Origin of the sequence: Microbacterium sp. dk485, assembly GCF_004570445.1 — a bacterium.
Lineage (GTDB): Bacteria > Actinomycetota > Actinomycetes > Actinomycetales > Microbacteriaceae > Microbacterium > Microbacterium wangchenii.
Map to the genome: position 1 here is coordinate 982420 of NZ_SPQW01000001.1, position 25027 is coordinate 1007446.

Sequence of the window (25027 nt, forward strand, 5' to 3'; positions counted from 1 at the left end):
CTGTCAGGAGCGCCCGCGGCTGCGGGTGATCGCGCTGATGCCCCACGCGATGAGCCCGGTGATCGCGCCCACGACGGCGCCGGTGATCAGGCCGCTGGGAACGGCCGCCACGCGGGCGACGACGGATCCGGCCGGCCCGCCGGCACTGGGGACATCCCCGGCGAACGCGTTCACCCACAGCAGCTGGTGGATGATCACCGAGAGCGCGCCGTAGATGGCTCCCACCAGCAGGAGCGTCAGGAACGGGTTCGGTACCCGGCGGACGACGGCGACGACGATCCAGACGATCATCGGCCCGATCGCGAGGATCCACGTGAGCACGCCACCGGGATCGATGAGGCGGAGGTCGTGGAGGATCACCCGGGGGAGGGCGAGGGCGGCGAGGCCGAAGAGCGCGAGCACCGGCATCCCGAAGGGGCTGCGTCGCGTGGCCGGGGGCGAGGTCTGCGGGTTCTGGGTCATGGCGTCACGGTAGGAGGAACCGATGGTGCCCCTCGCCCTGCCGCGGGCGACAACGACCATCGCATTCGGACGACAGCCCCGTCATCGCCGCGACGGCGGGGAAGCCGGGTGGGCACCGCCGCGCCGCCGGACCCGCTGGATGCCGGCGGCGGCGAGTCCGGCGAGGGCGCCGAGCCCTCCCCACAGGCCGGCTTCGACGACCACGCCGAAGACCAACGGGGCGACACCGGCCCCGCGCCACAGGCCGAGCAGGAGCGACGTGAGCAGGAGCAGCACGGCGAAGACGACGCCGGAGAGTGCCAGGGTCGCCACCGGACGGGGGACGTCGCCGAAGCCGGCACCGAGGATCCACGCCGCCAGGACGATCACGGCGGTGAGGATGCCGGCGACCGGGTCGCCCAGCGCCGATTCCAGGCCGAGGATCCGCAGCAGCGGCCACAGGAGGGCGAGGGCGCCGAATCCGAGCACGGCGAGCCAGCTGAGAGGGCGGGGGGCACGGCGGGGCGGTTGAGCACCGGTGTGGGATGAATCGAGCATGGCGCCACGGTAGGAGGCCGCGCTCCCCCGGTCACCAGCCCGGAGGCGCGTTCCGGAGTCGCTTTCGCTCGACATCCCGGATGTCTCCCGGGTCCGGCGGGCGCGATAGCAGCCTCCGGCGACAGCGGAGGTCGCCGCCGGACGACTCCGCCCTCGCCCGGCGTCGTCGCATCCGTCGCCGCCGGCAGGCCGTGCCCCCGCACGCGGCTGTCCACAATCGAGAACTCACAGACACCCGGAGGTGGCTCATGACCGCGTTGCACCGTTATCTCGTGGTTCGCGAGCTCGTTCCACGCGACGCCGACCGCGCCGCCGAGCTGCTCGGTGTCGGCATGTCCGACAACCCCATCCATCGCGTCGTCTACGGGAACAGCGAGCGCGCGCGAGAGCGCCGTCATGCCGCGATCATGCGGACGATGCTCTCGCGGAGCCGGCTCCGGATGGAGGGAGCATTCCGCGGAGACGATCTGGTCGCCGTCGCGGGATGGGCGCCGCCCGGATCATGCCGGCCGGCGGGCGGCGAGCGCGCGCGGCTGACGCTCACCGCGATGCGGATGGGGCCGCGGGCCGCCTCCCGCCTGGTGGCCTGGCAGTCGGCCTGGGCCGGACATGACCTGGAGGAGGCGCACGTGCACCTCGGGCCGGTCGCCGTCGACGCCGGCATGCGCCGGCAGGGCCTGGGAACGCTCCTGCTGCTCCGGCACACCGCCGCCCTCGACGCCGTCGGTGCGGTGGGCTACCTCGAGACCGACCGCCCGGAAGCGGTGCCGTTCTACACCGGATTCGGCTACGTCGTGGTGGCGGAGGAGAACGTCCTGGGCGTCCCGTGCTGGTTCCTGCGGCGGCCGGCGTCGCACTGACAGCTCCGCCGCAGCCGCCGTGCTCTAGTCGAGGACGAGGCCCGAGCGATGGGCGATCACGACGAGCTCCGGCCGGTCGCGCGCGCCCATCTTGGCGAGGATGCGGCTGACGTAGGTGCGTGCGGTGGCCGGGCTCAGGTGCAGCACGGCGGCGATCTCCTCGTTCGTGTCGCCGTGCCCGATGCGCGTGAGCACGTCGATCTCGCGCGCGCTGAGGAACGCCAGCCGTGGATCGGGGCTGGGGGCGGCCTGCCCCGCGGCGACGAGCTTCATCACGCGCTGCGTCACCGAGGGCGACAGCAGCCACTCCCCCCGTCCCGCCCGCTCGACGGCGTCACGCAGGTCGTCGGCGGGCGCGTTCTTCAGCAGGTACCCGCTGGCCCCGGCCCTGATGGCCTCGACGATGTCGGCGTCGTCGTCGAAGGTCGTGAGCACGACCACGCGGGTCCTGGCCAGGCGCTCGTCGCCCCGGATCGCCCGGGTGGCGGCGATGCCGTCCATGCGCGGCATCCGCAGGTCCATCAGGACCACGTCGGGGCGGTATCTCACGGACGCCTCGATGCCCGACCGCCCGTCGCCCGCCTCGGCCACGACCTCGATGCCGGTATCCCGCGTCAGCAGCGCTCGCAACCCCGCGCGCACCAGGTCCTGGTCATCGACCAGCACGACCGAGGTCACGATGTCACCTCCAGCGGGATGCGCGCACGGACGGCGAAGCCGGAATCCTCCGGGCCCGCGGTGAACGTCCCGCCCAGCAGGGCGACCCGCTCGCGCATCCCGATGATGCCGTTGCCCGGCGCGCCGGCAACGCCGGGCTCCCCGCGGCCGTCGTCGACGACGGCGACCGACACCGAGGGTCCCTCTTCTTCTTCATGGATGTCCACGGCCACTCCTCTCGCATCGGCATGGCGCACGACGTTGGTGATGGACTCCTGCACGACGCGGTAGATCGCCGTCTCCACGACCGGCGCGAGCTTCGTCGGCACCGACACGGCCACCGACACCTCCAGGCCCGCCTGCCGGGCCGGGGCGATCGCCGTCTCCAGATCGGAGAGGGCGCGGGGCGAGCGCGCGGCGGGTTCGTCGCTGCGCAGGCCGGCGACGGTCCTGCGCAGGTCGGCGAACGTGTCGGCCGTGGTGTCGGAGATCGTCCGCAGGGCGCGCGCGACCGCTCTCTCGTCAGCGGGGAGCGCCTCCTGCGCGACCTGCGTGTGCAGACCGATGACGGTGAGCGAATGCCCGACCGTGTCGTGCAGATCGCGCGCGAGCGCGAGGCGTTCGGCCATCACGCGCTGGTCGGCGGCGCGCGCGTAGCGCTCCGCGGTGAGCCGTGCGATCTCCTCCGCCTGCCGCCGCAGCAGGCGCCGAGAGCGCACGCTGTAGCCGAACGCGATCGCCCCGGCCAGCAGGATGGCCTCCCGCGGCAGCTCGTAGAGCACCACGAAAGCGGGATCCTGCCCCTCCGCTAGCCGGTAGCCCACGGAGACGACGAGGATGGCCGCCGACCCGGCGGCCGACACCCACGTCCAGCCGAGACTCGCGGCGGAGAAGACCGCCGCGGCGATGGGGACCGCCACCCCGATGGGGGTGTTCCCGGCCGCGTGATAGGCCAGCACCCCCACCACCGAGACCACGACCACCAGCACGGGATGCTGCCGCCGCAGGAGCAGGACGGCACCCAGACCGATCGCCCACAGGTACGCCCAGCCCGTGGACGCGCCTCCCCCGGCGTTCGACGCGATGATGAGGGAGATCGTGAGGGTCACCGCCGCTGCCAGGAGCACGTCGAGCACCCACGGCGCCGGCTGGGCGGCCGCGTCCTGCACGTCGACGGCGGTGCGCGACATGCTGCGATCGTAGGGCGATCGGGGGCGCTCGTGTGTCGTCCCCGGGCGACATCCGCCGCGAGGCCCGCGGCGGAGGACGGGGTGGATCAGCGTCATGCCAGCAGCAGGCGGGCCGCGCGAGTGCGCGCGGGCAGCAGCCGCTGCGTCGTGGCGACGCGGTTGACCAGCCGCGCTGCCGTCACGATCCGCTGCACGCGGCGGCGGCGCATCCGGTCGTAGCGCCGCAACCCCGCCTCCACGCCGTCCGCGGCGATGCTCCGGGACAGCGCCCACACGTCCAGAAGCGATTCGCACGCGCCGCGGCCGAGGTTCGGTGCCATCGCGTGGGCGGCGTCGCCGACGAGGGCGAGGTTTCCCCGCACGAACCGTCCCGGCACGTGCACATCGAACAGGTCGCGGCGGTCGACCGCGTCGTCGGCCATGGCGGACAGGACACGCGCGATCGACCCGTGCCACGATGCGAAGACCGTCCGAAGCAGCGCCGTCGGGCTCGATGCCCCCGGGTCGACGAGGTCGGGGTGCAGGCACGCGAACCAGTTCACCATCGCGTCGCTGGACGGCGTGATGCCGAACATCGCGCCTCGTCCCCATGTCTCGGTCACCGTGTCGACGTGCCCCGGCACGACTCCGCGGAACGCGACGGTACCCAGCGGCCGGGCCGCCGCATCCGCCCAGCGCCCGGATCTCAGCCGGCTGTGGATGCCGTCCGCGGCGACCACGAGATCGGCGCCGGGGAAGTGCTCACCGGCTTCCACGGGCCTGGACCACCGCACCGTCCCCGCCGGCAGCGCGTCGTGCAGCGTCTCCAGCAGCCGCGCGCGCGAGACGAGGTGCGCGCTCCGGCTGGCGGGGATGCGTCCGATGGTCGCCCCGTCGGGCGCGAGGATCGCTCCACCCCGCACCTGGACGGCATGACTGCGTACCGGATCACCGACGCCCAGCCCGTCCAGCACCGCCATGGCGGCGGGCCACATCCCCAGGGCCGTCCCGCCGCGCGGAAGCGCGGGGGCGCGATCGAGCACCTCGACCTCCCACCCGTCGGCGACGAGCGCATTCGCGGCGGCGAGGCCGGCGATGCCGGCGCCCGCCACGACGGCGCGGAGAGGGCGCAGCGGTGACGACACGGACGTTCCCCTCATGACCTCCGTCGCCGGGTGCGGCGGAATGCGCACACGATAGCGTCGCGCCGCCCCCGCCCGAAGTCGTCGGCGGTCGACACCTCAGCGGCCCGATGTCGACGGCCGCCGATGGCACGTGTCGCTCCACGGCGTGGCGCCGGCCGCGCCCCCGCCGCTAGGGTGCCGGGCACGAGGAGGAGCCGTGTCCCTGAGCCCCGAGCACGAAGCGCTGCGTCGCACCGTGTACGACTCGTTCGCCGCCCGTGGTCGCCCACCGGACGACGACGAGCTCCGCACGTCGACCGGCCGCTCCGCACAGTGGCGGGAAGAAGGGCTCCGCGTGCTCGAGAACGCCCACCACATCGTCCGGGAACGAGGCCGCATCGTCCTGGCGCACCCGTTCGCGTCGCGCGACTTCGGCTTCTCCGTGAAGGGTGCGCACACGCTGTGGTGGGGCGGCTGCGCGTGGGACGCGTTCGCGATCCCCCAGCTCGTCGACCGCGAGCCGCGCGCGCTGGTGGCCACCGTGTGCCCGGCCTGCGGCACGGCACACGCGTGGGTCGTCGACCGGCAGGCACCTCCGCCGGGGGATCAGGCGGTTGCCTTCCCCGTCCCCGCCGCAAGGGCGTGGGACGACGTCATCCGCACCTGCAGCCTGCAGCGCGCCTTCTGCGGGGCGGCGTGCGTGGACAGCTGGAGCGCGAGATCGGGCGTACCGGTCGAGACCGTCGTGGACATCCCCACGCTGTGGCGGCTGGCACGGCATTGGTACGACGGGCGGCTGGACTCGCCGTACCAGCGACGCGACATCACCGCCTCGGCACGCTACCTCCGGGAGGTCGGCATGCCCTCGAGCTACGTCGCATCCCTGCGGGAGCGGATGTAGACGCCGGGCGACGCCACATGTCGATCCTCCCCGGACGCGCCGCCGTGCGGGCGTTCCTACGGTGGCCGCATGAGAACCCGCCCTGCCCGCTCCGCTTCCCGTCGCCGCCGCAGCCTCCTCGGCCTGGCGCTGCTGGCGGGTGCGACCGTGCTCACCGCTGTGGCGACGGTCACCGCGTGCTCGGTCCTCCCCTCCTTCCCCTCCAGCGGCCCCGCGTTCGTGCCGGACGGGCCGCCGTCGTTCGAGACGGCACTGCCCATCCCCCCACTGGCCGAATCCGAGGTCGTCGACGGCGTGCGCGTGTTCTCCCTGACGGCCCAGGAGGGGTCGCAGCAGCTCCTGCGCGATGACCGCACCACTCCGACGTGGGGGTTCAACGACGATTTCCTCGGACCCACCCTGCGGGCGCAGCAGGGCGAGGAGGTGGCCGTGGAGGTGCAGAACGACCTTCCCGAGGCCACCACGGTGCACTGGCACGGCATGCACCTGCCACCGGCGATGGACGGCGGCCCGCACCAGATGGTGGAGCCGGGCGCTCAGTGGCGTCCGACGTGGCGCATCGATCAGGAGGCGGCGACGCTCTGGTACCACCCGCATCCCCACGGCAGTACGGAGGACCACGTGGTGCGCGGGCTGGCGGGCATGTTCCTCATCGACAGCGCGGAGGAGCAGGACTTCGGCCTGCCCTCCGAGTACGGCGTCGACGACATCCCCGTCATCGTCCAGGACAAGAAGTTCCTCGACGACGGGCAGTTCCAGCTCGACGCGCAGGGGAACGAAGTGGGTCTGCTCGGCGACGTCGTCCTCACCAACGGGGCCTGGGGCGCCGTCCTGGACGCCACCACCGAGCGGGTGCGGCTACGGCTGCTGAACGGATCGAGCGCCCGCACGTACGACTTCGGATTCGAAGACCGCCGCCCCTTCGCCCTCGTCGCCACGGACGGCGGGCTGCTGGAGGCCCCCTCCGAGACCGACCACGTCCGCCTCTCCCCCGGCGAGCGCGCGGAGATCGTCGTGTCGGTGGAGGCGGGCACCGAGGCGATGCTCCAGTCGTTCCCGCCGGATCTGGGCGATGTCGTCCTGCCCTCCGCGTACGGCGGCGAGGACACGTTCGATGTCCTCCGCGTGCGCGCGGCGCCGACCCTCGCCGCATCGCCGCCGCTGGCCGACCGGTTCGCCGACATCCCCCGACTGGACGCCGCCGACGCGGACACCGAGCGCAGCTTCGAGGTGCAGAACCGCGAGATCAACGGCCGGCGCATGGACATGAACCGCATCGACGAGGTGATGCAGGTCGACTCGACCGAGGTGTGGGAGGTCACCAACCGCGACCTGTTCCCGCACAACTGGCACGTGCACGACGTGCAGTTCCAGGTGCTCGACATCGACGGCGCGCCGCCCCCGCCCGAGCTGCTCGGCTGGAAGGACACGATCTACCTGGAGCCGCGCCGGCAGTACCGCATCATCATGCGGTTCGAGGACTACGCCGACGACGAGCATCCGTACATGATCCACTGCCACCTCCTCCTCCACGAGGACGAGGGGCTCATGTCGCAGTTCATCGTGACCCGCGGAGAGCCCAGCCGCGACGGCGGCAGGGTCGGCTCCGGCGGTCATGCCACGCACTGAGGAGGACCGGACGGTGGACAGCGAGCGGCCCGGCCTGGTAGGCCGGTGCACATGAACGCCCCGACTCTCCTCGCGTTCGTGGTCGCGGCGACGGTGGCCATCGCCATCCCCGGACCCACGGTCCTGCTGGCCCTGGCCAACGGCTCGCGTTACGGCACGCGCCGTGCGATGTTCGGGATGCTGGGGGCCGTGGCCTCGGACGTCGTCCTCGTCGTCGCGGTCGGGGTGGGGCTCGGAGCGCTCCTGCTCGCGAGCGAGACCGCGTTCTCGATCGTGAAGTGGATCGGCGTCGCATACCTCGTCTTCCTCGGCTTCCGCATGCTGATCGCTCGAGGCAGCCTCCTCCACGGCGACCCGGCTGCCGATCCGCGCGGTTCGCGGCACGCGCTCTTCCTCAAGAGCTTCCTCGTCGCGGTGACCAATCCCAAGGGCTACCTGTTCGTCGGCGCGCTGCTGCCGCAGTTCATCATTCCCACCGCGCCCCCGCTCGGGCAGTACGTGCTCATCGGGATCGTGTTCTGCGCGCTCGATTTCGCCATCATGCTCGGCTACGCGCTTCTCGGCGCGCAGGCGATCCGTCTGCTCAAGCGGCGCGGGGCGGTGTGGATCGAACGCGTCTGCGGAGCGATCCTGCTGGGCTTGGCGGCCTGGCTCGCCGCCTCCCGACGTGCGCCGGCGTGACGGGGCAACCGCTCCGAGGGACGTCTCCGGGCCTCAGGACAGCAGGTCCCCAGCGCCGCGCCCGAGCACCAGCAGGCCACCCACGGCACTCACGAGGAGCAGGATGCGGCGGGCCACGGCGGCGCGGATGATGCGCGCCAGCGTCCCGGCCAGGGCGGCGCCGCACAGGGCGGCGGCGGCGACGGCTGCCAGCAGCATCCCGTTCACCGATCCGTCCAGAGCGCCGCGGGGAACGAGCACCTTCGTGGCGAACGACGTCGCGCCCAGCACGAGGAAGACGGGCTGAACGGTCGCGGCGAAGCGCTGCGGCTCCCACCCAGTGGCGACGGCGTAGAGCGCCAGCGGCGGACCGCTGATCCCGGCGGTCACGCTCATGAAGCCGCTGGCAAGGCCCGCGTCGACCGTTCCGCCGCCGCGGGTTCGCGCCCCCGGCAGCCGGGGACGGCTGACCAGCAGGATCGACGCGATCACCAGCACGCCGATGACGATCTCTAGCCACGCGCCCGGGACGACGCGTGCCATCAGGGCCCCGGCACCGACGCCCACGATCCCGAAGCACGTGAGCACCGCCGCCCGGCGCAGGTCGATGCTCTGCCGCAGGTGCACCGTGAGCACCGCCGCCAACAGGGCCGAGCACGCGTTGACGACGGCGATTCCGCCCCCCGGTCCTGCCACGACGACAGCGAAGGGGGCCACGGTCAGGGCGAATCCCATGCCGGAGATCCGCTGCAGGCCGGCGCCGAGGACCGCGAGGACGCACAGGAGCGCGGCGCCGGGGATGTCCATGGGTGCGGGCCGGTCAGAAGGCAGGGTTCAGGCCGGGGCGAGTGGGATCGGCCAGGAAGGCCGCTCTCATCGCCCCGGCCCACGAGCCGGAGGGTGCCTTCTCCGGTCGGTCCAAGGCCTGGCGCACGACGGCGTCGGCCAGCACGCGCTCGATCTCCAGGCGCGGATACTCGTGTTCGACGTCGCGCCTGATCGCCGGAGAGACGGTGCCTCCGCCGAAGTCGGCCCGCACGCCCAGCCGCGTGAGAAGGGGGATCGGTCCCCTCCGTTCGGCGATGCCGGGCGTGGTGTGCAGGGCGATGGCCTGCCACACCTCGTCGATGCGCGCGGCGTCCCAGCCGGCCTCCGTGAGGAACCGGGCTGCGGCATCCGCTCCCTCGACCTCGAACCGCTCCGGACCCGGTTCGTCGGGGGCGGTTCCGTAGTCGTGGAAGATGCAGGCCAGGAACAGGGCCTCGGGGTCCGGGCGCGCGCCGATCTCGGGGGCCTGTGCCAGCGCGAGGAGGTAGACCCGGACGCTGTGGTGGAAGATGGCCTCCTCCTCCTCGGCGCGGACGGAATTCCACGCCGCCTGCATCAGCGGAGTCCAACCGAAGGCGGTGACCCTCGGCGTCGCGGTCGCGGTCGCGGCGCCCACGCCGTGCGGGCGGTCGGGTCGTGTCATGGCGGGCATGCTAACCGCGCACTCATGCGCTGCGATAGCGTCCGGTGTCGACCCGGCCGAGGTTGGCAGTGGATGAACGTCCGGCGGCCATACGGCTCCTCCGTGCCGTACCGGATGGTACGGTCAGCCGATGAGCGCTGCACGGGATCGCTGGTTGGACGAGGGCCTGCGCGTCCTCGCAGAGGAAGGCGCCGCGGGGCTGCGCATCGATCGGGTCGCGGCGCGCATCGGGTTGTCGAAGGGCTCGTTCCACCACCACTTCGATGGCGCCGAGGCCTACAAGCGTGCCGTGCTCGAGTGCTTCGAGCACCTGTGCATCGACGCACTGGACGATGCCATCGCCGGACAGGGCGACTCGGACGCCGACGCCGGGCCGCGCGAGATCCTCGCGCGGCTCACCGCGCTCATCCAACCGCACGATGCGGGCCTGTATCGCCCGCAGCTGGAAGTCGCGGTGCGCGCCTGGGCGACCACCGATGCGGAGGCGCGCACCGTTCAGGCGCGCGTCGACGAGGCACGCGTCCGCGCACTGCAGAGCGTGTGGCGTCCGCTGGTGCACAGCGATGCGCAGGCGCACGCCGCCGCGCTGCTGCCGTACCTGGTCGCAGTCGGCGGGGCCATGGCGATGCCGCCGGTCGGCGCGGAAGAGCTTCAGGGCGTGTTCGAGTTGCTGCTGCCGCTCGTTCCCGACGCACCGGGCCCTGCTCCCCAGGGGTGACGGCGGATGCGGCGGGGACGGCGCATCGACCGAGACCGCGTCTGCCCTGTCGCCGCTCCGTACCATACGGTATGGTAGGGCAACTCGACGGAAGGACTGTCATGTGGTCTCTGCCTGATCCGGTGTGGCCGGTCATCGTGCTGGCCGCGATCCAACTGGTCGATGGCCTCCTGTGCCTCCGACCGGCCGGCTTCATCGCCCGCTGCTTCGAAGGCGTGAAGTGGCCGCGCCGGTACTGGTGGCTGATGCCGCCGATCAAGTTCGCCGCCGCCGCGGGCCTCATCGCCGGGATCTGGATCCCCTACCTCGGGGCTGTCACCTCCGGCGCACTGGTGCTCTACTTCCTCGTCGCAGCGACCATGCACATCCGCGCACGCTATCTCGGGCGGGACTTCTACCTGAACGCGCTGGGGATGCTCGCCATCTGCGTGGCGACGTTCGTCTTCTGCTTCGCGATCTGACCACGCAGCGCCGTTCGGCCGCCCGAGCGTCAGGCCCGAGGCGCGCGGACGGCCCTGCGGGCGATCCCTCGGAGGAAGCGCCGCGTGATGACCCGATGCGCGCCTGAGCGGATCACCAGGAGCCGGTAGCCCCATCCCAGGAGTCCAGGGAACTCGGCCCTCGTGTACGCGGAGAGCATCGCGCCGAGAGGTGCCCGTTCGACCGTGAACAGCAGCTCGTACCGCGAGAAGTGGTGGCGACCGACGAGGGTGAGGCGTCGCCGAGGCAGCACGTCGGCGACGGCGAAGCCGGGGATGGCGGCCCCGGCTTCGGGGAGGGCCCCCGCAGGGGCGGCGGGATCCGCGCCGATGAGGCGGAGGAACGGCGAGGGGAACGCCAGCCCGGCGGGGATGCTCTCGATGAGCGTGTCCCACACGCGTTCGGCCGACGCGGCCACGCGTACGGAGTTCACGTCGACGCGGGGCAGCGACAGGTCGCCGGCGGGCGCGCTCATGCGCCGCCGGCTCCCGCGGCCTGCGGCTGTGGCGACGCCGCGAAACGGTGCCCCCACTCGCCCACGGGCTCGAGCATCGCGTCGAGTTCTCGGCCGGCACCGGTGAGCCGGTACTCCACCCGGCGCGGGAAGCCATCGTACTCGGTGCGCGAGACGAGCCCATCCCGCTCCAACTCACGGAGCTGTTCGGTGAGCACCTTCTCCGAGACGGCGCCCACCGAGCGGCGCAGCTCGGCGAACCGGTGGTCGCCCTCGGCGAGGCGCCACAGGATCGTCGGCTTCCACTTCGAGCCGACGAGGGCGAGGACGACGTTCACTCCGCACTGATCGTCTGGGGCGCTCATCCCGACCTCTCTCCCCTGCGCATTCCTTACTTATATGTGCGTACTGGACGCGGCCGCAGCGGCGACAGACGATCGGGGGATGAACACCAACGGAATACCGCCAGTCATCGCGGTGCTCGGCCTGGGACCGATGGGTGCGGCCATCGCACGCGCCTCGGCCGCGGCAGGGCATCAGGTCGTCGCGTGGAACCGGACGCGTCGCACCGCGCCGGAGCTGGGCCTGCCCGGCGACGTCGCGGTCGCGGACACACCCGTGGAGGCGGTCGCGGCGGCCGGCATCGTCATCGTGTGCGTCCGCGACCATGCGGCCAGCGGTGCGCTCCTGGCCGAGATCGCACCGGCGGCGGGCGACCGCGTCGTGCTGAACGTCTCCAGCGGAACACCCGAAGACACCGTGGCGTCGGCACGGGATGCGGCCGGCCGGGGCATCCGCTACGTCACCGGAGCCGTCATGGTGCCCACGCCACTGGTCGGCACGGCGGACTGTGCCGTGCTCTACGCCGGTGCATCCGAAGACCGGGGTGCCCTCGCGCCGGTGATGGCCGCCCTGGGCGGCACCAGCGACGTCCTCGGCGACGACCACGCCGTTCCCGCGGCGCTGGATCTGGCGATACTCGACCTCTCTTTCGTCGGCATCTACACGCACCTGCACGCCACCGCCCTCGCCGGCACATTCGGCATCGATCCCGGCCGGTTCCTCCCCTATGCGCGATCGGCCGTGGCGACCGTCGGCGAGTCGCTCGCCGACCTCACCGACGCCGTCGTGCGGCGACGCTACGACAGCGGCCAGGCGCGCCTGGACATGTGTCTCGCCTTCCTCGACCGCATCGTCCAGACCAGCCGCGACGCGGGGATCGACCCGGCCGCGGCCGCGCTGGTGAGGGATGCGTCCGCGCGTGCGATGGCCCGCTGGCCGGGCGGAACCGACTGGGATGTCGTGGCGGAGGATCTGCTCGGTGCCCCGCGTACGTGACCGTGGGATCCGCCCGCCCGCTCACGCATGGTGCGCGGCGTCAGCATCCTCCGCCGCGCCCTCGGGTGCGGTGCCGCGTCGCAGCAGCGGACCGGCGGCACCGGCGAGCGCCGTGAAGATGACCGCGCCCGCCAACCCCACCGCGGAGACGGCGACCGTGTACGCCTCTCGGGCAGCGCTGGCCACGACTGCATCCTCGCCGCGCACCGCGCTCTCCAGCGACGCCAAGGCGAGCGAGGAGGCCTCTGGCTGCAGAGCCGCAAGCGTCACGGCGTACACGCCGGCGGCAAGGCTGCCGAGCAGCGCGACGCCCATCGCCACCCCGAGTTCCCCGCTGGCTTCGTTCACCGCTGCGGCTGCCCCCGCCCTGGCCGGCTCGACCGAGCCCAGCATGACCGCACTGAGCACGGCCATCGGGAAGGATGCACCGAAGCTCGCCACGCACAGGCCGACGACGAGGACGCCTGAGCCGGGCATCACGGGGAGCACGGCCACCACGAGGAATCCCGCCGACGCCAGCGACAAGCCGATGACGGCGACCGCGATGAGCGGGAGGCGACGAGAAAGCGCCGGCGCGATCTGGAAGCCAGCCAGCATCGCCACGCTCTGCGGGATGAGCAGTGCACCGGCCGCCAGCGGCGACAGGCCGAGAACGGACTGCAGATACACGGCGGCGACCAGAGACAGACCGGCCATGGCGACGCCGGTCACGAGGACGATCACCAACGACCCGCTGAACACCCGGGTGCGGAACATCGACAGGTCCAGCAGCGGCGTGGCCAGATTCCGCTGCCGCCGCACGAACACGGCGCCGGCAACCAGTCCCACCATCGCGGCCACGAGGGGTGTCCATGTGACCGATCCATCCCGCGCCACCTCTTTGACCGCCCAGACCACCGGCAGCACGGTCGCCAACGACAGCGCCACACTCGCACCGTCGATCGGTCCCGGGTGCGGGACGCGGTACTCCGGGAGCAGAAGCGGCCCGAGGATGAGAAGGACCACCATCACCGGGACGGCGAGGAGGAAGACCGATCCCCACCACAGCCACTCCAGCAGCATCCCGCCGATGAGCGGGCCGACCACGACGCCGCCCATGAAGCACGCGAACCACACTCCGATGGCGGTGGCCAGCTGCTGCGGGTCATGGAACATGTTCCGCAGCAGCGCCATGGTGGATGGCGCAAGCGTCGCCGCGGCGACGCCGAGGCCTGCGCGGGCGGCGATCAGCTCACCGGGCGTCGAGGCGAAGGCGGCCCACAGCGAGGCGACGGCGAACGCGGCCGAGCCGATGAGGAGCAGTCTTCGCCGCCCGATGCGGTCGCCCACATTCCCCATCGTGAGCAGGAAGCCCGCCAGCAGGAACGAGTAGACGTCGAGAATCCACAGCTGCTCGATGGTGTTCGCGCCGAGCGATTCGGTGATCGATGGCAGCGCCAGATAGAGGACGCCGACGTCGATGGAGATCAGGAGGGTGGGCAGGCCGAGGACGGCGAGCCCGATCCACTCGCGTGTGGTTGCTTTCATGACACTCCTTGTCGTGCAGGCGCACGGAGGTGCTGATCGCCCCGCACCCGTGAGTGCGGGGCGATCAGTGCCGGCGCACGTTTCAGTGGACTGTGATCAGTTCGCGCTCGAGGGCGTTGAAGTACTCGCGGTATCCCGCGAGGGTCATCTCTAACTCCGCCTCGGTGAAGCCGCCGGTACCGGCCTGCCGCAGGGTCATCTCCGTCATGCCATCGGTTTCGACAAAGTCGACCGTGATCGGATCGCCGGCCGGCTGACCGGGCTCGTCACTCATCGTGAAGGCGAGCCGCCGCGGCCGCGTCACTTCGACGTATTCACCGCCCCACGTGAGGATCATCCCCTCGGGGAGGTGCATCGTGGCGCTCCACCGGCCACCGACCCGTGGATCCAGGCTCAGCTCCTCCACCGGCACGTGGGCGTCGGCCCCGCCGAACCACTGCGCGAACCGGGTCGGTGTGATCCAGGCGTCGAAGACGTCTTCGGTGGGTGCCGCGAACCGGCGGGTGATGATGAGCGTGTCGTTCGTCATGATCTCCTTCTTTCCTTGTCGTGTGGGTCGGGAGGGGGCGGGATGCGCGCGCCCGTGGCGAGGTGCTCCTCCAGCGCGTCGAAGCTGCGCTGGAAGAAGGCCTCGTAGTCACGGAGCCACTGCGACACCGCCTGCAACGGACGCACGTCCAGCAGAACCGGGCGGTACTGCCCGTTGCGTTCGCGCCTGACCAGCCCCGCTTCTTCCAGCACGCGAAGATGCTTCGACACCGCCGCGAGGGTGAGTGCGATCGGCTCTGCGAGCGCAGTGACCGTCGCCGGCCCCTCGAGCAGGTGCCCGAGAAGCCGCCGGCGGGTGGGGTCGGCCAGTGCGCCGAACGTCCGGCTCAGTTCGTCCGAGGCCACGCCTCCTCCCTTCATTCAACCCATCGGTGTACAACCGATCGGTTGAACGTAATCATCGGCCGACCCTCGGGCAAGAGAAGACGGACGATTGTCGACGCAGGGCGACGCAGGAGTCGACGCGGGTCGATGACACGCGGCGGATCGGACGGCATCGTGGACGGAGGCCGTCTTCGGGCCGCCACGTCAGAAGAGGAGAACCATCACCATGAGACTCGTCATCCATGAGTTCCTGAGTTTCGACGGCGTCATGCAGGGTCCGGGCGGTGCCGAGGAGGACCGCAGCGACGGCTTCGACCGCGGCGGCTGGATCGCACCCTTCGCCGCTCAGCCCCGCTGGGGGCAGGTCGTCAGCGACTGGTTCGCGCGCGCGGATGCTCTTCTGCTGGGCCGCTCGACCTACGACATGATGCACCCGTACTGGAGCCAGGTCGACGACCCCGACAACCCGGTCGGCATCGCTTTGAACTCACTGCCCAAGTACGTCGTCAGCTCGACCCTGACCGGCCCGGCGTGGCACAACACCACCGTCCTCCCGGGGGACGTGGTGGCCGAGGTGGAGCGCCTCAAGGCCGCCGGAGACGGCGAGCTCCAGGTGCACGGCAGCTGGCAGCTCGCCCGCACCCTGCATCGGGCCGGCCTTGTGGATGAGTACCGGCTCATCCGGTTCCCCGTGGCCGTGGGCGCAGGAAAGCGGTTGTTCGACGCGGACGACCCCGCGACCGGGTTCCGGGTCGTGGCGGCGTCCATCCTCGACGAGGGCACCACCTATCACGCCCTCCAGCCCGCACCGTTCCGCACGGGAGGGCTCGACGTCGTCGACGGCAGAGAGGTCGTGCTGGAGGAGTGAGCGCCGGTCGTCAGGCCCGGTGACGGCGCCTGGGGCGCGGACGGGCGACCGCGATCGGCCCGCCGTCCACGGCGGGCCCGACGGCAGCGGTGAGTTCCCCGACACCCTCGATGCTCATGGCGACCACGTCGCCCTCTGCCAGGGGCGGCGGTGAAAGCCGGCCGTTCCGGCCCCACAGCTCGCCGAGGCATCCGCCGTTTCCGACCGTGCCCGAGCCCAGCACGTCACCGGGGACGACACGGGAGTTGCGGGATGCGTAGGCGACCAGTTCGGGGAAGGGCCAGCCCATGTTCGACATGAGGTCGTCGCCGATGAGCTCGCCGTTGACGCGCACCTCCGCGCGAACCGCGAGGTAGCCGTCGTCATCCAGGAGCGGGGCGAGCTCGTCGGCGGTCACGATCCACGGACCGAGGCTCGTGCCGAAGTCCTTGCCCTTGCACGGCCCCAGGCGCACCTTCATCTCGCGGGCCTGCAGGTCGCGCGCCGACCAGTCGTTCATGATCGTGTACCCGAAGATGTGGGCCGCCGCCGCCTCGGGGTCGAGGTCCGCACCGTCGGAGCCGGGCACGCCGCCGATGACGGCGGCGAGCTCCAGTTCGAAGTCGAGCCGTTCGGTGGCCGGCGGGCGCACCGGCTCGCCGGGGCCGAGGATGGTGTGCGGATTGGTGAAGTAGAACGTGGGGGCGTCGTACCACTCGTCGGCGACGTTGCTCTTGCCCTCGACACCGGCGCTCACGCCCTCCACGTGCTCCTCGAAGGTCACGAAGTCGCGCACCGACGGGGGCGCCACGGGTGCCAGCAGGCGCACCTCCGACATCGGTCGGCGTCCGCGCGCGTCGCGCAGGGTCCGGGCGTGCAGCTCGTGCGCGGCATCCAGGCCCGCGGCGAGGACGCTCGCGACGCTCCCCCCGTCGGCGAACGGGACGACGTGATCGGCCTCCACGAAGCCTTCCGCGATCGCGGCGCCGTCGCGCCACCGGGCGATTCTCATGCGTGCCTCCTGGCATCCAGCAGTGCGGCGGCATTACCGGCGAGGATGCGACGCGTGGTCTCCTCGGGCAGTCCCGCCGCGCGGATCGTGGCGACCGGATCGTCCAGCCCCATGTCGAACGGGTAGTCGCTGCCCAGCACGACGCGATCCTCTCCGGCGACCTCGATGAGCGCGCGCAGCGTGCGGTCGTCGTGCACGACGGTGTCGAACCACAGCTTGCGCAGGTAGGTCGAGGGCGGATGCGCGCAGCCGCGGGCGTCCGGGCGCACGCGCCACGCGTGGTCGGAGCGGCCGATGACCGTGGGCAGATAGCCGCCGCCGTGGGCGGCGACGAGCTGGAGCCCGGGGTGGCGGTCCAGCACGCCCGCGAAAATGAGGTGCGACAGGGCCACGGCGTTCTCGGTGGGCTGGCCCACCGTGTTGGCGAGGTAGAAGCGGTCGAGTCGTTCGTCGAGGCTGCACCCGAACGGGTGCAGGAAGACGACGATCCCGAGTTCGGCAGCCCGCGCCCAGAACGGCTCGAGCCTCTCGTCGGACAGCTCGACGTCGCCGGCGAAGGAGGAGATCTCCACGCCCGCGAGGCCCCGGCCGAGCACGGCATCGTCGAGGTACTCGACGATGCGCTCGGGGTGCTGCAGCGGCACGAGGCCCAGGCCGACGAGGCGATCCGGTGCCGCGGCGACGTGCTCGGCGATGAGCCGGTTGGCCTCGCCGGCCACCCACACGGCCAGCCCTTCGGGCGCCCACGGATAGAAGTGGTTCGGCGACGCGCTCACCCACTGCCGATCCACGCCCTGCGCGTCCATGTCGGCCAGGCGCACGGTCACGTCGGTCAGCTTCGGGATGCGGGCGCCGACCATCGGCCCCGACACGGCCTGGCTGGCCGCGCCGTGTCGGCGCAGCTCCAGGGCGGCGGCCTCGGCGACCAGCTCGGGGACGCGACGCTCGACCTCGGCGTGCAGCGAGGGGAGGAGGAGGTGGGCGTGCACGTCGGTGACGCCGGTGCCAGGGGCACCGCTCACGGGGCCGGTCATGCCGGCTGCGCCATCTTCTGGGCGATGCCGAAGATCAGCCCGCCGGCGTCGGCATCGCGGTCGCCGTCGATCTGCCACTGCCCGAGCTGGACGGATGCGTCGACCACCGCCTGCGCCCGCGGCAGCCGCCGCGCGTGGAACTCGTCCCACAGGTCCTGGTCCAGCTCGTCGCGGGAGGTGAGCAGCTGCGTGAGCACGAACGCGTCCTCCAAGCCCTGCGCGGCGCCCTGGGCGATCGTGGGCGGGCAGCTGTGCGCGGCGTCGCCGATGATCACGGCACGCCCGCGGTTCCAGGGAGCGGGGACGATGTGGTGCGTGAACCACGTGTAGTGGGCCCGCGCCCCGCGCTCGAGGTCGGCGCGGATGTGGTTCCACGGCCCGCCGTAGGCGCGCGACTCGGCCAGCATGATGCGGGTCGCCTCCTCGTCGCTCACGCGCGACCGGTCCTGCGCCTCCTCGACGAGGAACGCGTACATCGAATCCTCCCCGGTGGGGGTGTACCCGGCGATGTAGACCGGCCCGCCGTAGTACAGCTCGCTGCGCTGCACCTCGGCGGGGCGGGAGACGAAGGTCCGCCAGATGCCCATCCCCGTCGGCTGCGGCTTCACGTCGATCCCGATCAGCTCGCGCACCGTGGAGTTCAGCCCGTCGGCGCCGATCACGAGGTCGTACCGCCTCGCGTCCGCTCCCTCCACGGACAGCTCCACGGATGCGTCGGACTGCTCGAGCGCCGTCACCCTCACCCCGAAGTGCACCGTCACTCCCGCCCGCTCGGCGTGAGCGAGGAGGATACGGGCCAGCTCCGCCCGCGGCATCCCCATGCCGGCGGGGTAATCCGGGCCGCCGGTCTTCACGTCGGGCAGCTCGGCCACGACGGGAGCGTCGGGGCCGGGCGCGCGGAGGGTCAGGCCCTCGAAGGCGAACCCGGCGGCGCGGATGTCGTCCCACGCGCCGAGCGCGTCGAACACGCGCAGGGCGTTCCCCTGGAGCGAAATGCCCGAGCCCAGCGCGGTCAGCTCGGGCTTGGCTTCGAAGACGTCCACGTGGACACCGGCCTTGGACAGCTGGATGGCGGCGGCCAGTCCGGCGATGCCGCTGCCGACGATGGCGACTTTGCTCACTGCGGTCATGGTCAGAACCTCTCTGTTCTGGATCGTGGCGGGTTAGAGGAGGGCGACGGGGTTGATCGGGGATCCGACGGCACCGGTGATGGGCAGCGGCGGTGCCGACAGCAGGAACTCCCAGCGCCCGAGTTCGGCACACGTCGCGGCGAGTTCGTCGAGGTTCCACATCTCGCCGATCGTCAGGCCCATGTTGGGGATCACGATCTGGTGCAGCGGCTGGAAGGCGGCGGCGTCGAACTCGTTGGGGCGCACTTCGAATCCCCACGTGTCGGTGGCGATCGCGGCGATCTCGGTGCGGTGCAGCCATCCCGCCGTCGTCAGCGACAGGCCGGGGGCCGGTCCGCCGGCGTACTCGCCCCATCCCTCGCGGAGCGCGCGCGTGTAGCGACCGGTGCGCACCAGGACGATGTCGCCCCGGCCGACGGCGCTCGTGGCGCCCTGTGCGGCGATGCACGCGTCGAGGTCGGATGCGGTGATGGCATAGCCGTCGGGCAGCTCTCCGGTCTCCGGAGCCAGGTGACGGCCGAGATCCAGCAGCACGCCGCGGGAGACGATGACGTCGCGGGCATGCTCGACGCCGGTGACCAGGTCGCCGTCGCTGGTGACGACATCACCGGCGCGGCGCCCGTTCCACGCGTTGCCGTGGTCGAAGATGTGCCCGAGCCCGTCCCACTGGGTGGAGCACTGCAGGGGCATCGTGACGTAGTCGTCGGCGCCGCCGATGCCGTGCGGGAAGCCCTGGGTGCCCCGTTCGGCATCGGTGCCCGTGTCGGTCATCGTGTGCACGGGGTTGATGCGCCGGCGCCACCCCTTCTGCGGGCCGTCGGTGTCGAACTTCTGCGACAGCGAGATCACGCGCCCCAGGGTGACCAGCCGCGCGGCGTCGGCGCGCTTGCCCTCGTCGATGAAGTTCAGGGTGCCCAGCACGTCGTCCTGCCCCCAGCGACCCCAGTTGCGGTACGCCTCGGCCCGTGCCGCGATCTCGGCCTCGGGGTTCCCCCGGTCCAGGTCCGCCGGATTCTCCGACGGCGCAGCGACGCTCTCCTGAGCGGTCATCGTGCACCTGCTTCTGCGACGCAGCGCACCACCTGGGTGCCCAGACCCTCGATCGAGCCGGTCATGACGTCTCCGTCCTGCAGGAATCGCTTCCAGTGCTGGCCGTTGCCGGCCGGGCTGCCGGTCAGGAGGAGGTCGCCGGGGTTCAGCGGCGCGGTCTGGGAGGCGGCGGCCACGAGCGAAGGGACGTCGAAGACGAGCTCAGCCGTCGTCGCATCCTGCATCACGTCGCCGTTGAGCTCGAGCCGCACGCGGAGGTCCGCCGGATCCACGAAGGGCGCCGGGACGAGGAACGGACCGGTCGGCAGGAACCCGGGAGCGTTCTTCGCGCGGTACCAGTCCGCGCCGATGTCGCCGACGTCGGTGGGGAAGACGAGGTCGCGGGTCGTGATGTCGTTGACGATCGTGTACCCGGCGACGTGCTCCATCGCGTGCTCCCGATCGACCCGGAACGCGGGGCGCCCGATGACGACGGCCAGTTCCAGCTCCCAGTCGTGCGTCTGGCTGTATGCGGGCAGCTCGAGCGGCTCGCCTGCGCCCACGACGCACTGCGGCAGGCCGATGAAGACGAACGGCCGCCCGCTCGCCGCGCGCGCATCCATGATCCGCTCCGCGTGCGCGCGCGCCTCCTCCGGGTCGCGCGTCGCGTCGCCCTTCGTCAGCCCCGCGACGATCAGCTGCACGACGTGCGTGCGGTAGTTCGCTCCGGCCTGCAGCACCTGCCGGGGCTCGACCGGCGCCGTCAGGTTCGCCTCGCCGAGCGGACGCCACGCGTCGCCCCCCTCCCCGGCCAGCGCTCCCAGCCGGTCCCAATCGGGGTCGGCGAGGAAGGCGTTGAGGTCGCCCAGCTCGGCGGGCGCCAGCGGGCGGATGCGGTCGCCTGCCACCAGAGCCGGGCGCGCCTGCCCGCCCTCCTCGATGCGGGCCAGGGCGAAGGGGGCCGTCAGGCCGGTGGACGTCGTCGTCATCGGGGTCTCCATGCCGGGCTCAGCCGTGCTGCGTGTACGGGTTGATGAGGGCGGCGCGGATCTCCTCCGGCACGCCTTCCTCGGTCGCCGAGGGCCCGTCTGCGGGCGGGAAGGATTCGGTCATCGACATGGGCATGGCGCCGTTGCGATAGAAGTTGCTCGAACCCTGCGAGGGCTTCCACGTGTTGGGAGTCCAGTCCGGGACGTAGTTGCGGTACCCGCCGGTGTTCAGCTCGATGCGCATCGTGGACGGCTCGCGGTAGTACAGGAAGGTCTGCTCGCCGATGCCGTGGATGGACGGACCGTACTCGATCGGGATGTCGTGCTCCATGAGCGTGTCGGCGGCGATGAGGAGTTCTTCGTACGTGTCCACCCAGAAGGCGTAGTGGTTCACGCGTCCGGCGCGCGAGGAGCCGTCCAGGACGACACCCAGGTCGTGGGACTTCTCGTTCGTGGTGAGCACCGAGAAGACCGACAGCGGGGCTTCGTCCAGCACGGTCCGCGCCATGATGCGGAAGCCGAGCACCTCGTTGTACCAGGCCGCGAATCCGTCGACGTCGCTCGTGGCGATCGTGACGTGGTCGAGCTGGCGAGGCGCCCCCGCCACCTTGGAGCGCTTCTCCGGGCGGTCGGGGTAGATCGAGGCGACGTGGCCCGGCGCCTGGTGGCGCTCGACGTCCCAGTGCAGCGTCATGGGGTGACCCCATGGACCGACGAAGCGCAGGGCGCGGCCGATCTTGTAGCCGTCGAACCACTCGATCTCCACGCCGGCAGCCTCCAGACGGCGGGCCGCCTCGTCCAGGGCTTCGGGGCTGGAGGTGCGCCAGGCCATCGTCTCCAGTGCCGGCTCGTCGCCGGGGACCACGACCACCGAGTAGGAGTAGTAGTCCCCCCAGCACCGCAGGTAGACACGTCCGTCTTCACGGGCGACTTCCGTCAGCCCCACGTGCGTCGTGTAGAACTCGACGGACGCGTCCACGTCGGGGGTGGTGATCGCGACATAGGAGAGGTGCGCGAGAAGTTTGATCATCGTCGATCCTTTCGGAAGAGCTGCGGGCACGGATCCGCCCTGGGTCCATCCTGGGAGCAGCCGACGCATAAAGGAAGTCGATCCTACCGATGTGGGATATCATCCGTTCTTATGGTGGACCGCTCCCGCTTGAACCGTCTGGATCTCAACCTCCTGGTCGCCCTGGACGCGCTCCTGACCGAGCGCAGCGTCACGCGCGCCGCCGAGCGCCTGCATCTGACGCAGCCCGCGCTGAGCGCGTCACTGTCGCGCCTGCGCACGCACTTCAACGATCCGATCCTGGCCCGTCGCGGGAACACGCATGAACTCACGCCGTTCGCCCTGCGGCTGTCCGAGCACGTGACGACGGCGCTGGAGGCGACGCGGCGCGTGTTCGACAGTCAGGCGACATGGGCCCCGGCGGAGTCGACGCGCGAGTTCTCCATCTACGGCTCGGACTACGGCTTCGCCACGATCGGCACCGTCGTCTCCCGCCTCGCCGCCGAACGCAGCCCGGGCGTGCGCTTCCGCTTCATTCTGCACACGCCGGCGGTCGTGGAGGATGCCGCCAACCGCCTGCGCTCGGCCGACGCGATGATCATCCCGCACGGCTTCCTGAGCGATCTGCCCTATCGCGACGCGTGGCGCGACGACTGGTTCGCCCTCGTCGCCGACGACAATCCCGCCGTGGGCGAGGAGCTGACGATGGAGAACCTCGGCATGCTCCCGGTGGTGATGACCTACGCCTCCCGCAGCGCGTTCACGTTCGTGAGCCGCCAGATCCAGCAGCTCGGTGTCGAGCCGCGCGTCGCCGTCGTGGTGGAGAGCTTCCTGAGCCTCCCCCACTTCGTGCAGGGAACCGACCGGGTGGGGCTCATCCAGGGGGCACTCGCGCCGTTCGCCGCGCAGCTGGGCGGGACGCGCGTCCTCCGCCTGCCGTTTCCGCCCACCCCGATCGTGAATGCGCTGTGGTGGCATCCGGTGCACTCGCGTGACCCCGAGCACGCCTGGATGCGCGACCTGTTCGCCGAGGCCGGACGCATCGTCGAGCGGGACGTCAGCGCCCACACCCCCTGACCCCGCGAGGGTCGCCCACCCGTCAGCCGCGGCGCGACTCCAGGTAGCTGCCGAGGCGATCCAGGACCCCCTCCGAGCCCCGCTCCCGCATCGACCCGTCGTCGAACCCGTCCAGGTGGACGCCGTGCTCGCCGTGCGTGAACCGCGTGCCGCCCTCGATCTCCTCGAACTCGTACGACACGACCGAGGTCGAGATGTGCGTACCGTCGAGCCACATGTCGTAGGTGACGACGATCCGCTCGGGCGCGACGATGTCGGTGTACGTCGCCTCGAAGCGCGACACCGGCCCGCCGTGGAAGGCACCCACCGCGACGTCGCGTCCGCCGACGCGGAAGTCGAAACGCCACTCCCCCGTCTCCCACTCGGGGCTCTCGCCGAACCATTCCCGCTTGCGCTCCTCCTCCGCGAACGCGGCCCACACCTCACCCACCGGGACGGGGTAGTCCCGCACGAGCGTGAAGCCCGCGTGCGCGACACTGCGGCCGGCTGGCGCGCTCATCGCCGCTCCCGCGTGAAGGTGACGTGGATGGTGCCGCTGGGGGCGACGACGGTCTCGATCCGGCAGTCCCGCTCGAGGCCGCGCAGATCGTCCCACAGGTTGACGCCCTGGCCGAGGATGATCGGCGCGATCGCGACGTGCAGGTCGTCGACGAGCCCTGCGGCGAGGAAGGAGCGGACCGTCGTGGCGCCGCCACCGACCCGGACGTCGCCGCCGCCTGCCACCTCCGTCGCCATGGCGAGCGCCTCCTCCGGCGACGCGGTCACGAAGTGGAAGGTCGTGCCGCCGGCCATCTCGAGCGACGGACGCCGCTCGTGCGTGAGGACGAACACGGGCACCCGGAACGGCGGCTCGTCGCCCCACCATCCGCGCCACTCCGGGTCATCCGGGTGCGCGTGGAGCCCGAACATGCCGGCGCCGAGGATCTCGGCGCCGATGCCCTGGAAGTAGCGGGCGGCGAATTCGTCGTCGAGGTCGGTGGTGCCGGCGCCGGAGGTGTCGTGCAGCACACGCTCGCGGAACGTGCGCGTGGCGACGTACGCCTCCGTCAGCCGGCCCCAGTCCTGCCCGAACGGATCGTCGGGGGTCTGGTCGACGGTCGTGGCGCGACCGTCCAGGGAGATGTTGAGATCGACGCGGACACGGGTCATGAGGGGGCTCCTTCGGAATGACGGGCGAGGTGGATGCCGAGCCGGTCGGCGCGCCGCTCGGCGTCGGTGCGCTGTTCGTCGAGCCACAGGTGCAGCACGTCCAGCGCACCGGGCCGGAGGCTCACCGTGCGCACCCGGCCGGTCTTCTCCGACGTGATGATGCCCGCGTCGGTGAGGATGCCCAGGTGCTGCACGAACGAGGGCAGCGACATGTCGAACGACTCCGCCAGCACCGAGACGGCCGCCGGCGCCTTCGCGAGCCGCTCGACGATCCCACGGCGGGTGGGATCGGCGAGCGCGCGAAGCACCCGGTCGACATCCTCTCGATACTTAGGCATTGACCTAAGTTAATGCCCTCTGGGTCCCGGAGTCAAGGGTCGCCGACGCCATCCGGCGTACCGTGGGGGCATGGCGAAGAAGAAGAAGGAAGACGGGTGGTACTGGTCCGAAGAGGGCGTGAACTTCCACACCCGCAAATGGGTGCGCCCCGAGGATCTGAACGCGAACGGCACCCTCTTCGGCGGCAGCCTGCTGCGGTGGATCGACGAGGAGGCGGCGATCTACGCCATCCTGCAGATGGGCAACCACCGGGTCGTCACCAAGCTCATCTCGGAGATCAACTTCGAGGCATCCGCCCTGCAGGGCGACCTCATCGAGATGGGGCTGACCGCGACGCGGTTCGGGAAGACGTCACTGACCATGCGGGCCGTCGTCCGCAACATGATCACGCGCGAGCGCATCCTCACGATCGAGAAGATCGTTTTCGTCAACCTCGATGCCGAGGGACGACCCGCTCCGCACGGCTACACCGACATCACGTACGACCGCGACCGCATGCCCCGCGAGCACCCCGGCACCGGCACCATCAAGCTCCCCTCGCACTGAGCTCGC

At 71.5% G+C, this 25027-nt stretch carries 31 protein-coding genes; 10 read left to right on the forward strand and 21 right to left on the reverse strand.

Annotated elements, in window-relative coordinates; translation table 11 throughout:
- Positions 1 to 3 precede the first annotated feature (3 nt).
- Together E4V99_RS04500 and E4V99_RS04505 are read right to left on the reverse strand one after the other, a co-directional pair.
- The gene (locus tag E4V99_RS04500; RefSeq protein ID WP_135063104.1) at positions 4 to 462 is read right to left on the reverse strand and encodes a hypothetical protein; all 459 of its coding nucleotides are present in this window, start codon (positions 460 to 462) and stop codon (positions 4 to 6) included.
- Positions 463 to 543: 81 nt separating this feature from the next.
- Positions 544 to 999, reverse strand: coding sequence for a hypothetical protein (locus E4V99_RS04505; RefSeq protein ID WP_135063102.1), 456 nt, complete (start codon positions 997 to 999; stop codon positions 544 to 546).
- Between the two features lie 248 nt (positions 1000 to 1247).
- On the opposite strand from E4V99_RS04505, the gene E4V99_RS04510 reads away from it, so the two are divergent.
- Positions 1248 to 1859, forward strand: a complete 612-nt coding sequence (locus E4V99_RS04510; protein ID WP_167747705.1) for a GNAT family N-acetyltransferase — start codon at positions 1248 to 1250, stop codon at positions 1857 to 1859.
- A gap of 24 nt (positions 1860 to 1883) precedes the next feature.
- On the opposite strand, the gene E4V99_RS04515 is transcribed toward E4V99_RS04510, so the two are convergent.
- From E4V99_RS04515 to E4V99_RS04525, 3 genes are all read right to left on the reverse strand, one after another.
- Positions 1884 to 2537, reverse strand: a complete 654-nt coding sequence (locus tag E4V99_RS04515) for a response regulator transcription factor (protein WP_135063098.1) — start codon at positions 2535 to 2537, stop codon at positions 1884 to 1886.
- Complete coding sequence (locus tag E4V99_RS04520) at positions 2534 to 3706, reverse strand: sensor histidine kinase (protein ID WP_135116533.1); 1173 nt, start codon at positions 3704 to 3706, stop codon at positions 2534 to 2536. Before E4V99_RS04520 ends, E4V99_RS04515 begins: the two co-directional genes overlap by 4 nt.
- A 92-nt stretch (positions 3707 to 3798) precedes the next feature.
- Positions 3799 to 4830: an FAD-dependent monooxygenase gene (locus tag E4V99_RS04525; RefSeq protein WP_167758072.1), complete on the reverse strand. Its 1032-nt coding sequence runs from the start codon at positions 4828 to 4830 to the stop codon at positions 3799 to 3801.
- 196 nt (positions 4831 to 5026) lie between these two features.
- On the opposite strand from E4V99_RS04525, the gene merB reads away from it, so the two are divergent.
- The 3 genes from merB to E4V99_RS04540 all read left to right on the forward strand — a co-directional run bounded on the left by merB (position 5027) and on the right by E4V99_RS04540 (position 8020).
- On the forward strand, positions 5027 to 5710 hold the full coding sequence (merB, locus tag E4V99_RS04530; protein ID WP_135116535.1) for an organomercurial lyase: 684 nt from the start codon (positions 5027 to 5029) through the stop codon (positions 5708 to 5710).
- Positions 5711 to 5779: 69 nt separating this feature from the next.
- On the forward strand, positions 5780 to 7339 hold the full coding sequence (locus tag E4V99_RS04535) for a multicopper oxidase domain-containing protein (RefSeq protein ID WP_135116536.1): 1560 nt from the start codon (positions 5780 to 5782) through the stop codon (positions 7337 to 7339).
- A gap of 51 nt (positions 7340 to 7390) precedes the next feature.
- Complete coding sequence (locus E4V99_RS04540; RefSeq protein ID WP_135116537.1) at positions 7391 to 8020, forward strand: LysE family translocator; 630 nt, start codon at positions 7391 to 7393, stop codon at positions 8018 to 8020.
- A gap of 33 nt (positions 8021 to 8053) precedes the next feature.
- On the opposite strand, the gene E4V99_RS04545 is transcribed toward E4V99_RS04540, so the two are convergent.
- Both E4V99_RS04545 and E4V99_RS04550 read right to left on the reverse strand, forming a co-directional pair.
- On the reverse strand, positions 8054 to 8806 hold the full coding sequence (locus tag E4V99_RS04545) for a sulfite exporter TauE/SafE family protein (protein WP_135116538.1): 753 nt from the start codon (positions 8804 to 8806) through the stop codon (positions 8054 to 8056).
- A gap of 13 nt (positions 8807 to 8819) precedes the next feature.
- Positions 8820 to 9470 (reverse strand): HD domain-containing protein, encoded by a 651-nt coding sequence (locus E4V99_RS04550; protein ID WP_167747703.1) that lies wholly within the window; start codon positions 9468 to 9470, stop codon positions 8820 to 8822.
- 130 nt (positions 9471 to 9600) lie between these two features.
- Between E4V99_RS04550 and E4V99_RS04555 the strand changes: the two genes are divergently transcribed.
- Positions 9601 to 10188: a TetR/AcrR family transcriptional regulator gene (locus E4V99_RS04555; protein ID WP_135063082.1), complete on the forward strand. Its 588-nt coding sequence runs from the start codon at positions 9601 to 9603 to the stop codon at positions 10186 to 10188.
- Positions 10189 to 10289: 101 nt separating this feature from the next.
- Positions 10290 to 10649 (forward strand): DoxX family protein, encoded by a 360-nt coding sequence (locus E4V99_RS04560; RefSeq protein WP_135063080.1) that lies wholly within the window; start codon positions 10290 to 10292, stop codon positions 10647 to 10649.
- Positions 10650 to 10678: 29 nt separating this feature from the next.
- On the opposite strand, the gene E4V99_RS04565 is transcribed toward E4V99_RS04560, so the two are convergent.
- Together E4V99_RS04565 and E4V99_RS04570 are read right to left on the reverse strand one after the other, a co-directional pair.
- The gene (locus E4V99_RS04565; RefSeq protein ID WP_135063078.1) at positions 10679 to 11143 is read right to left on the reverse strand and encodes a hypothetical protein; all 465 of its coding nucleotides are present in this window, start codon (positions 11141 to 11143) and stop codon (positions 10679 to 10681) included.
- A complete protein-coding gene (locus tag E4V99_RS04570) occupies positions 11140 to 11487 on the reverse strand; it encodes a helix-turn-helix domain-containing protein (RefSeq protein WP_209305585.1) in 348 nt (115 codons plus the stop codon). The genes E4V99_RS04565 and E4V99_RS04570 overlap by 4 nt, the downstream gene beginning before the upstream one ends.
- A gap of 79 nt (positions 11488 to 11566) precedes the next feature.
- Here E4V99_RS04570 and E4V99_RS04575 point away from each other — a divergent pair, with 79 nt between their 5' ends.
- Positions 11567 to 12460 carry an NAD(P)-binding domain-containing protein gene (locus E4V99_RS04575; protein WP_135116539.1) on the forward strand — a complete coding sequence of 298 codons (894 nt, stop codon included), beginning with the start codon at positions 11567 to 11569 and terminating at the stop codon, positions 12458 to 12460.
- 21 nt (positions 12461 to 12481) lie between these two features.
- Here the strand turns inward: E4V99_RS04575 and E4V99_RS04580 are convergent, their stop codons facing one another.
- The 3 genes from E4V99_RS04580 to E4V99_RS04590 form a co-directional block, all read right to left on the reverse strand.
- The gene (locus E4V99_RS04580) at positions 12482 to 13987 is read right to left on the reverse strand and encodes an MFS transporter (protein ID WP_135116540.1); all 1506 of its coding nucleotides are present in this window, start codon (positions 13985 to 13987) and stop codon (positions 12482 to 12484) included.
- 82 nt (positions 13988 to 14069) lie between these two features.
- Complete coding sequence (locus E4V99_RS04585; RefSeq protein WP_135116541.1) at positions 14070 to 14516, reverse strand: SRPBCC domain-containing protein; 447 nt, start codon at positions 14514 to 14516, stop codon at positions 14070 to 14072.
- On the reverse strand, positions 14513 to 14881 hold the full coding sequence (locus E4V99_RS04590) for a metalloregulator ArsR/SmtB family transcription factor (protein WP_240742781.1): 369 nt from the start codon (positions 14879 to 14881) through the stop codon (positions 14513 to 14515). The genes E4V99_RS04585 and E4V99_RS04590 overlap by 4 nt, the downstream gene beginning before the upstream one ends.
- 205 nt (positions 14882 to 15086) lie before the next feature.
- Here E4V99_RS04590 and E4V99_RS04595 point away from each other — a divergent pair, with 205 nt between their 5' ends.
- Positions 15087 to 15728, forward strand: coding sequence for a dihydrofolate reductase family protein (locus E4V99_RS04595; protein ID WP_135063068.1), 642 nt, complete (start codon positions 15087 to 15089; stop codon positions 15726 to 15728).
- 10 nt (positions 15729 to 15738) lie between these two features.
- On the opposite strand, the gene E4V99_RS04600 is transcribed toward E4V99_RS04595, so the two are convergent.
- The 6 genes from E4V99_RS04600 to E4V99_RS04625 are packed head-to-tail and all read right to left on the reverse strand — an operon-like array spanning position 15739 to position 21931.
- The gene (locus E4V99_RS04600) at positions 15739 to 16719 is read right to left on the reverse strand and encodes a fumarylacetoacetate hydrolase family protein (RefSeq protein ID WP_135116542.1); all 981 of its coding nucleotides are present in this window, start codon (positions 16717 to 16719) and stop codon (positions 15739 to 15741) included.
- The gene (locus E4V99_RS04605) at positions 16716 to 17753 is read right to left on the reverse strand and encodes an amidohydrolase family protein (protein WP_135116543.1); all 1038 of its coding nucleotides are present in this window, start codon (positions 17751 to 17753) and stop codon (positions 16716 to 16718) included. Before E4V99_RS04605 ends, E4V99_RS04600 begins: the two co-directional genes overlap by 4 nt.
- On the reverse strand, positions 17750 to 18883 hold the full coding sequence (locus tag E4V99_RS04610; RefSeq protein ID WP_135063062.1) for an FAD-dependent monooxygenase: 1134 nt from the start codon (positions 18881 to 18883) through the stop codon (positions 17750 to 17752). Before E4V99_RS04610 ends, E4V99_RS04605 begins: the two co-directional genes overlap by 4 nt.
- 33 nt (positions 18884 to 18916) lie before the next feature.
- Positions 18917 to 19933, reverse strand: coding sequence for a cyclase family protein (locus tag E4V99_RS04615; protein WP_135063060.1), 1017 nt, complete (start codon positions 19931 to 19933; stop codon positions 18917 to 18919).
- On the reverse strand, positions 19930 to 20901 hold the full coding sequence (locus E4V99_RS04620) for a fumarylacetoacetate hydrolase family protein (RefSeq protein ID WP_135116544.1): 972 nt from the start codon (positions 20899 to 20901) through the stop codon (positions 19930 to 19932). Before E4V99_RS04620 ends, E4V99_RS04615 begins: the two co-directional genes overlap by 4 nt.
- 19 nt (positions 20902 to 20920) lie before the next feature.
- On the reverse strand, positions 20921 to 21931 hold the full coding sequence (locus tag E4V99_RS04625; protein ID WP_135063056.1) for a VOC family protein: 1011 nt from the start codon (positions 21929 to 21931) through the stop codon (positions 20921 to 20923).
- A gap of 111 nt (positions 21932 to 22042) precedes the next feature.
- On the opposite strand from E4V99_RS04625, the gene E4V99_RS04630 reads away from it, so the two are divergent.
- Positions 22043 to 22987, forward strand: a complete 945-nt coding sequence (locus E4V99_RS04630; protein WP_135063053.1) for a LysR family transcriptional regulator — start codon at positions 22043 to 22045, stop codon at positions 22985 to 22987.
- 22 nt (positions 22988 to 23009) lie between these two features.
- On the opposite strand, the gene E4V99_RS04635 is transcribed toward E4V99_RS04630, so the two are convergent.
- From E4V99_RS04635 to E4V99_RS04645, 3 genes are read right to left on the reverse strand one after another with little or no spacing between them, the layout of a single operon-like run.
- Positions 23010 to 23486 (reverse strand): SRPBCC domain-containing protein, encoded by a 477-nt coding sequence (locus E4V99_RS04635; protein WP_135063051.1) that lies wholly within the window; start codon positions 23484 to 23486, stop codon positions 23010 to 23012.
- Complete coding sequence (locus tag E4V99_RS04640) at positions 23483 to 24136, reverse strand: dihydrofolate reductase family protein (RefSeq protein ID WP_135063049.1); 654 nt, start codon at positions 24134 to 24136, stop codon at positions 23483 to 23485. Before E4V99_RS04640 ends, E4V99_RS04635 begins: the two co-directional genes overlap by 4 nt.
- A complete protein-coding gene (locus tag E4V99_RS04645; protein WP_135063047.1) occupies positions 24133 to 24474 on the reverse strand; it encodes a metalloregulator ArsR/SmtB family transcription factor in 342 nt (113 codons plus the stop codon). Before E4V99_RS04645 ends, E4V99_RS04640 begins: the two co-directional genes overlap by 4 nt.
- A gap of 70 nt (positions 24475 to 24544) precedes the next feature.
- Between E4V99_RS04645 and E4V99_RS04650 the strand changes: the two genes are divergently transcribed.
- The gene (locus E4V99_RS04650) at positions 24545 to 25021 is read left to right on the forward strand and encodes an acyl-CoA thioesterase (RefSeq protein WP_135063045.1); all 477 of its coding nucleotides are present in this window, start codon (positions 24545 to 24547) and stop codon (positions 25019 to 25021) included.
- Positions 25022 to 25027: the final 6 nt, after the last annotated feature.

Bases quoted from the DNA above. Each gene is read 5' to 3' on its own strand.
- E4V99_RS04555 (WP_135063082.1), top strand. From the start codon at position 9,601: ATGAGCGCTGCACGGGATCGCTGGTTGGACGAGGGCCTGCGCGTCCTC.
- E4V99_RS04550 (WP_167747703.1), bottom strand. From the start codon at position 9,470: ATGACACGACCCGACCGCCCGCACGGCGTGGGCGCCGCGACCGCGACC.
- E4V99_RS04505 (WP_135063102.1), bottom strand. From the start codon at position 999: ATGCTCGATTCATCCCACACCGGTGCTCAACCGCCCCGCCGTGCCCCC.
- E4V99_RS04600 (WP_135116542.1), bottom strand. From the start codon at position 16,719: ATGAGAATCGCCCGGTGGCGCGACGGCGCCGCGATCGCGGAAGGCTTC.
- E4V99_RS04560 (WP_135063080.1), top strand. From the start codon at position 10,290: ATGTGGTCTCTGCCTGATCCGGTGTGGCCGGTCATCGTGCTGGCCGCG.
- E4V99_RS04645 (WP_135063047.1), bottom strand. From the start codon at position 24,474: ATGCCTAAGTATCGAGAGGATGTCGACCGGGTGCTTCGCGCGCTCGCC.
- E4V99_RS04520 (WP_135116533.1), bottom strand. From the start codon at position 3,706: ATGTCGCGCACCGCCGTCGACGTGCAGGACGCGGCCGCCCAGCCGGCG.
- E4V99_RS04585 (WP_135116541.1), bottom strand. From the start codon at position 14,516: ATGACGAACGACACGCTCATCATCACCCGCCGGTTCGCGGCACCCACC.
- E4V99_RS04650 (WP_135063045.1), top strand. From the start codon at position 24,545: ATGGCGAAGAAGAAGAAGGAAGACGGGTGGTACTGGTCCGAAGAGGGC.
- E4V99_RS04610 (WP_135063062.1), bottom strand. From the start codon at position 18,883: ATGACCGCAGTGAGCAAAGTCGCCATCGTCGGCAGCGGCATCGCCGGA.
- E4V99_RS04605 (WP_135116543.1), bottom strand. From the start codon at position 17,753: ATGACCGGCCCCGTGAGCGGTGCCCCTGGCACCGGCGTCACCGACGTG.
- E4V99_RS04535 (WP_135116536.1), top strand. From the start codon at position 5,780: ATGAGAACCCGCCCTGCCCGCTCCGCTTCCCGTCGCCGCCGCAGCCTC.
- E4V99_RS04510 (WP_167747705.1), top strand. From the start codon at position 1,248: ATGACCGCGTTGCACCGTTATCTCGTGGTTCGCGAGCTCGTTCCACGC.
- E4V99_RS04580 (WP_135116540.1), bottom strand. From the start codon at position 13,987: ATGAAAGCAACCACACGCGAGTGGATCGGGCTCGCCGTCCTCGGCCTG.
- E4V99_RS04595 (WP_135063068.1), top strand. From the start codon at position 15,087: ATGAGACTCGTCATCCATGAGTTCCTGAGTTTCGACGGCGTCATGCAG.
- E4V99_RS04500 (WP_135063104.1), bottom strand. From the start codon at position 462: ATGACCCAGAACCCGCAGACCTCGCCCCCGGCCACGCGACGCAGCCCC.
- E4V99_RS04565 (WP_135063078.1), bottom strand. From the start codon at position 11,143: ATGAGCGCGCCCGCCGGCGACCTGTCGCTGCCCCGCGTCGACGTGAAC.
- E4V99_RS04620 (WP_135116544.1), bottom strand. From the start codon at position 20,901: ATGACGACGACGTCCACCGGCCTGACGGCCCCCTTCGCCCTGGCCCGC.
- E4V99_RS04570 (WP_209305585.1), bottom strand. From the start codon at position 11,487: ATGAGCGCCCCAGACGATCAGTGCGGAGTGAACGTCGTCCTCGCCCTC.
- E4V99_RS04545 (WP_135116538.1), bottom strand. From the start codon at position 8,806: ATGGACATCCCCGGCGCCGCGCTCCTGTGCGTCCTCGCGGTCCTCGGC.
- E4V99_RS04640 (WP_135063049.1), bottom strand. From the start codon at position 24,136: ATGACCCGTGTCCGCGTCGATCTCAACATCTCCCTGGACGGTCGCGCC.
- E4V99_RS04615 (WP_135063060.1), bottom strand. From the start codon at position 19,933: ATGACCGCTCAGGAGAGCGTCGCTGCGCCGTCGGAGAATCCGGCGGAC.
- E4V99_RS04630 (WP_135063053.1), top strand. From the start codon at position 22,043: ATGGTGGACCGCTCCCGCTTGAACCGTCTGGATCTCAACCTCCTGGTC.
- E4V99_RS04575 (WP_135116539.1), top strand. From the start codon at position 11,567: ATGAACACCAACGGAATACCGCCAGTCATCGCGGTGCTCGGCCTGGGA.
- E4V99_RS04540 (WP_135116537.1), top strand. From the start codon at position 7,391: ATGAACGCCCCGACTCTCCTCGCGTTCGTGGTCGCGGCGACGGTGGCC.
- E4V99_RS04625 (WP_135063056.1), bottom strand. From the start codon at position 21,931: ATGATCAAACTTCTCGCGCACCTCTCCTATGTCGCGATCACCACCCCC.
- E4V99_RS04635 (WP_135063051.1), bottom strand. From the start codon at position 23,486: ATGAGCGCGCCAGCCGGCCGCAGTGTCGCGCACGCGGGCTTCACGCTC.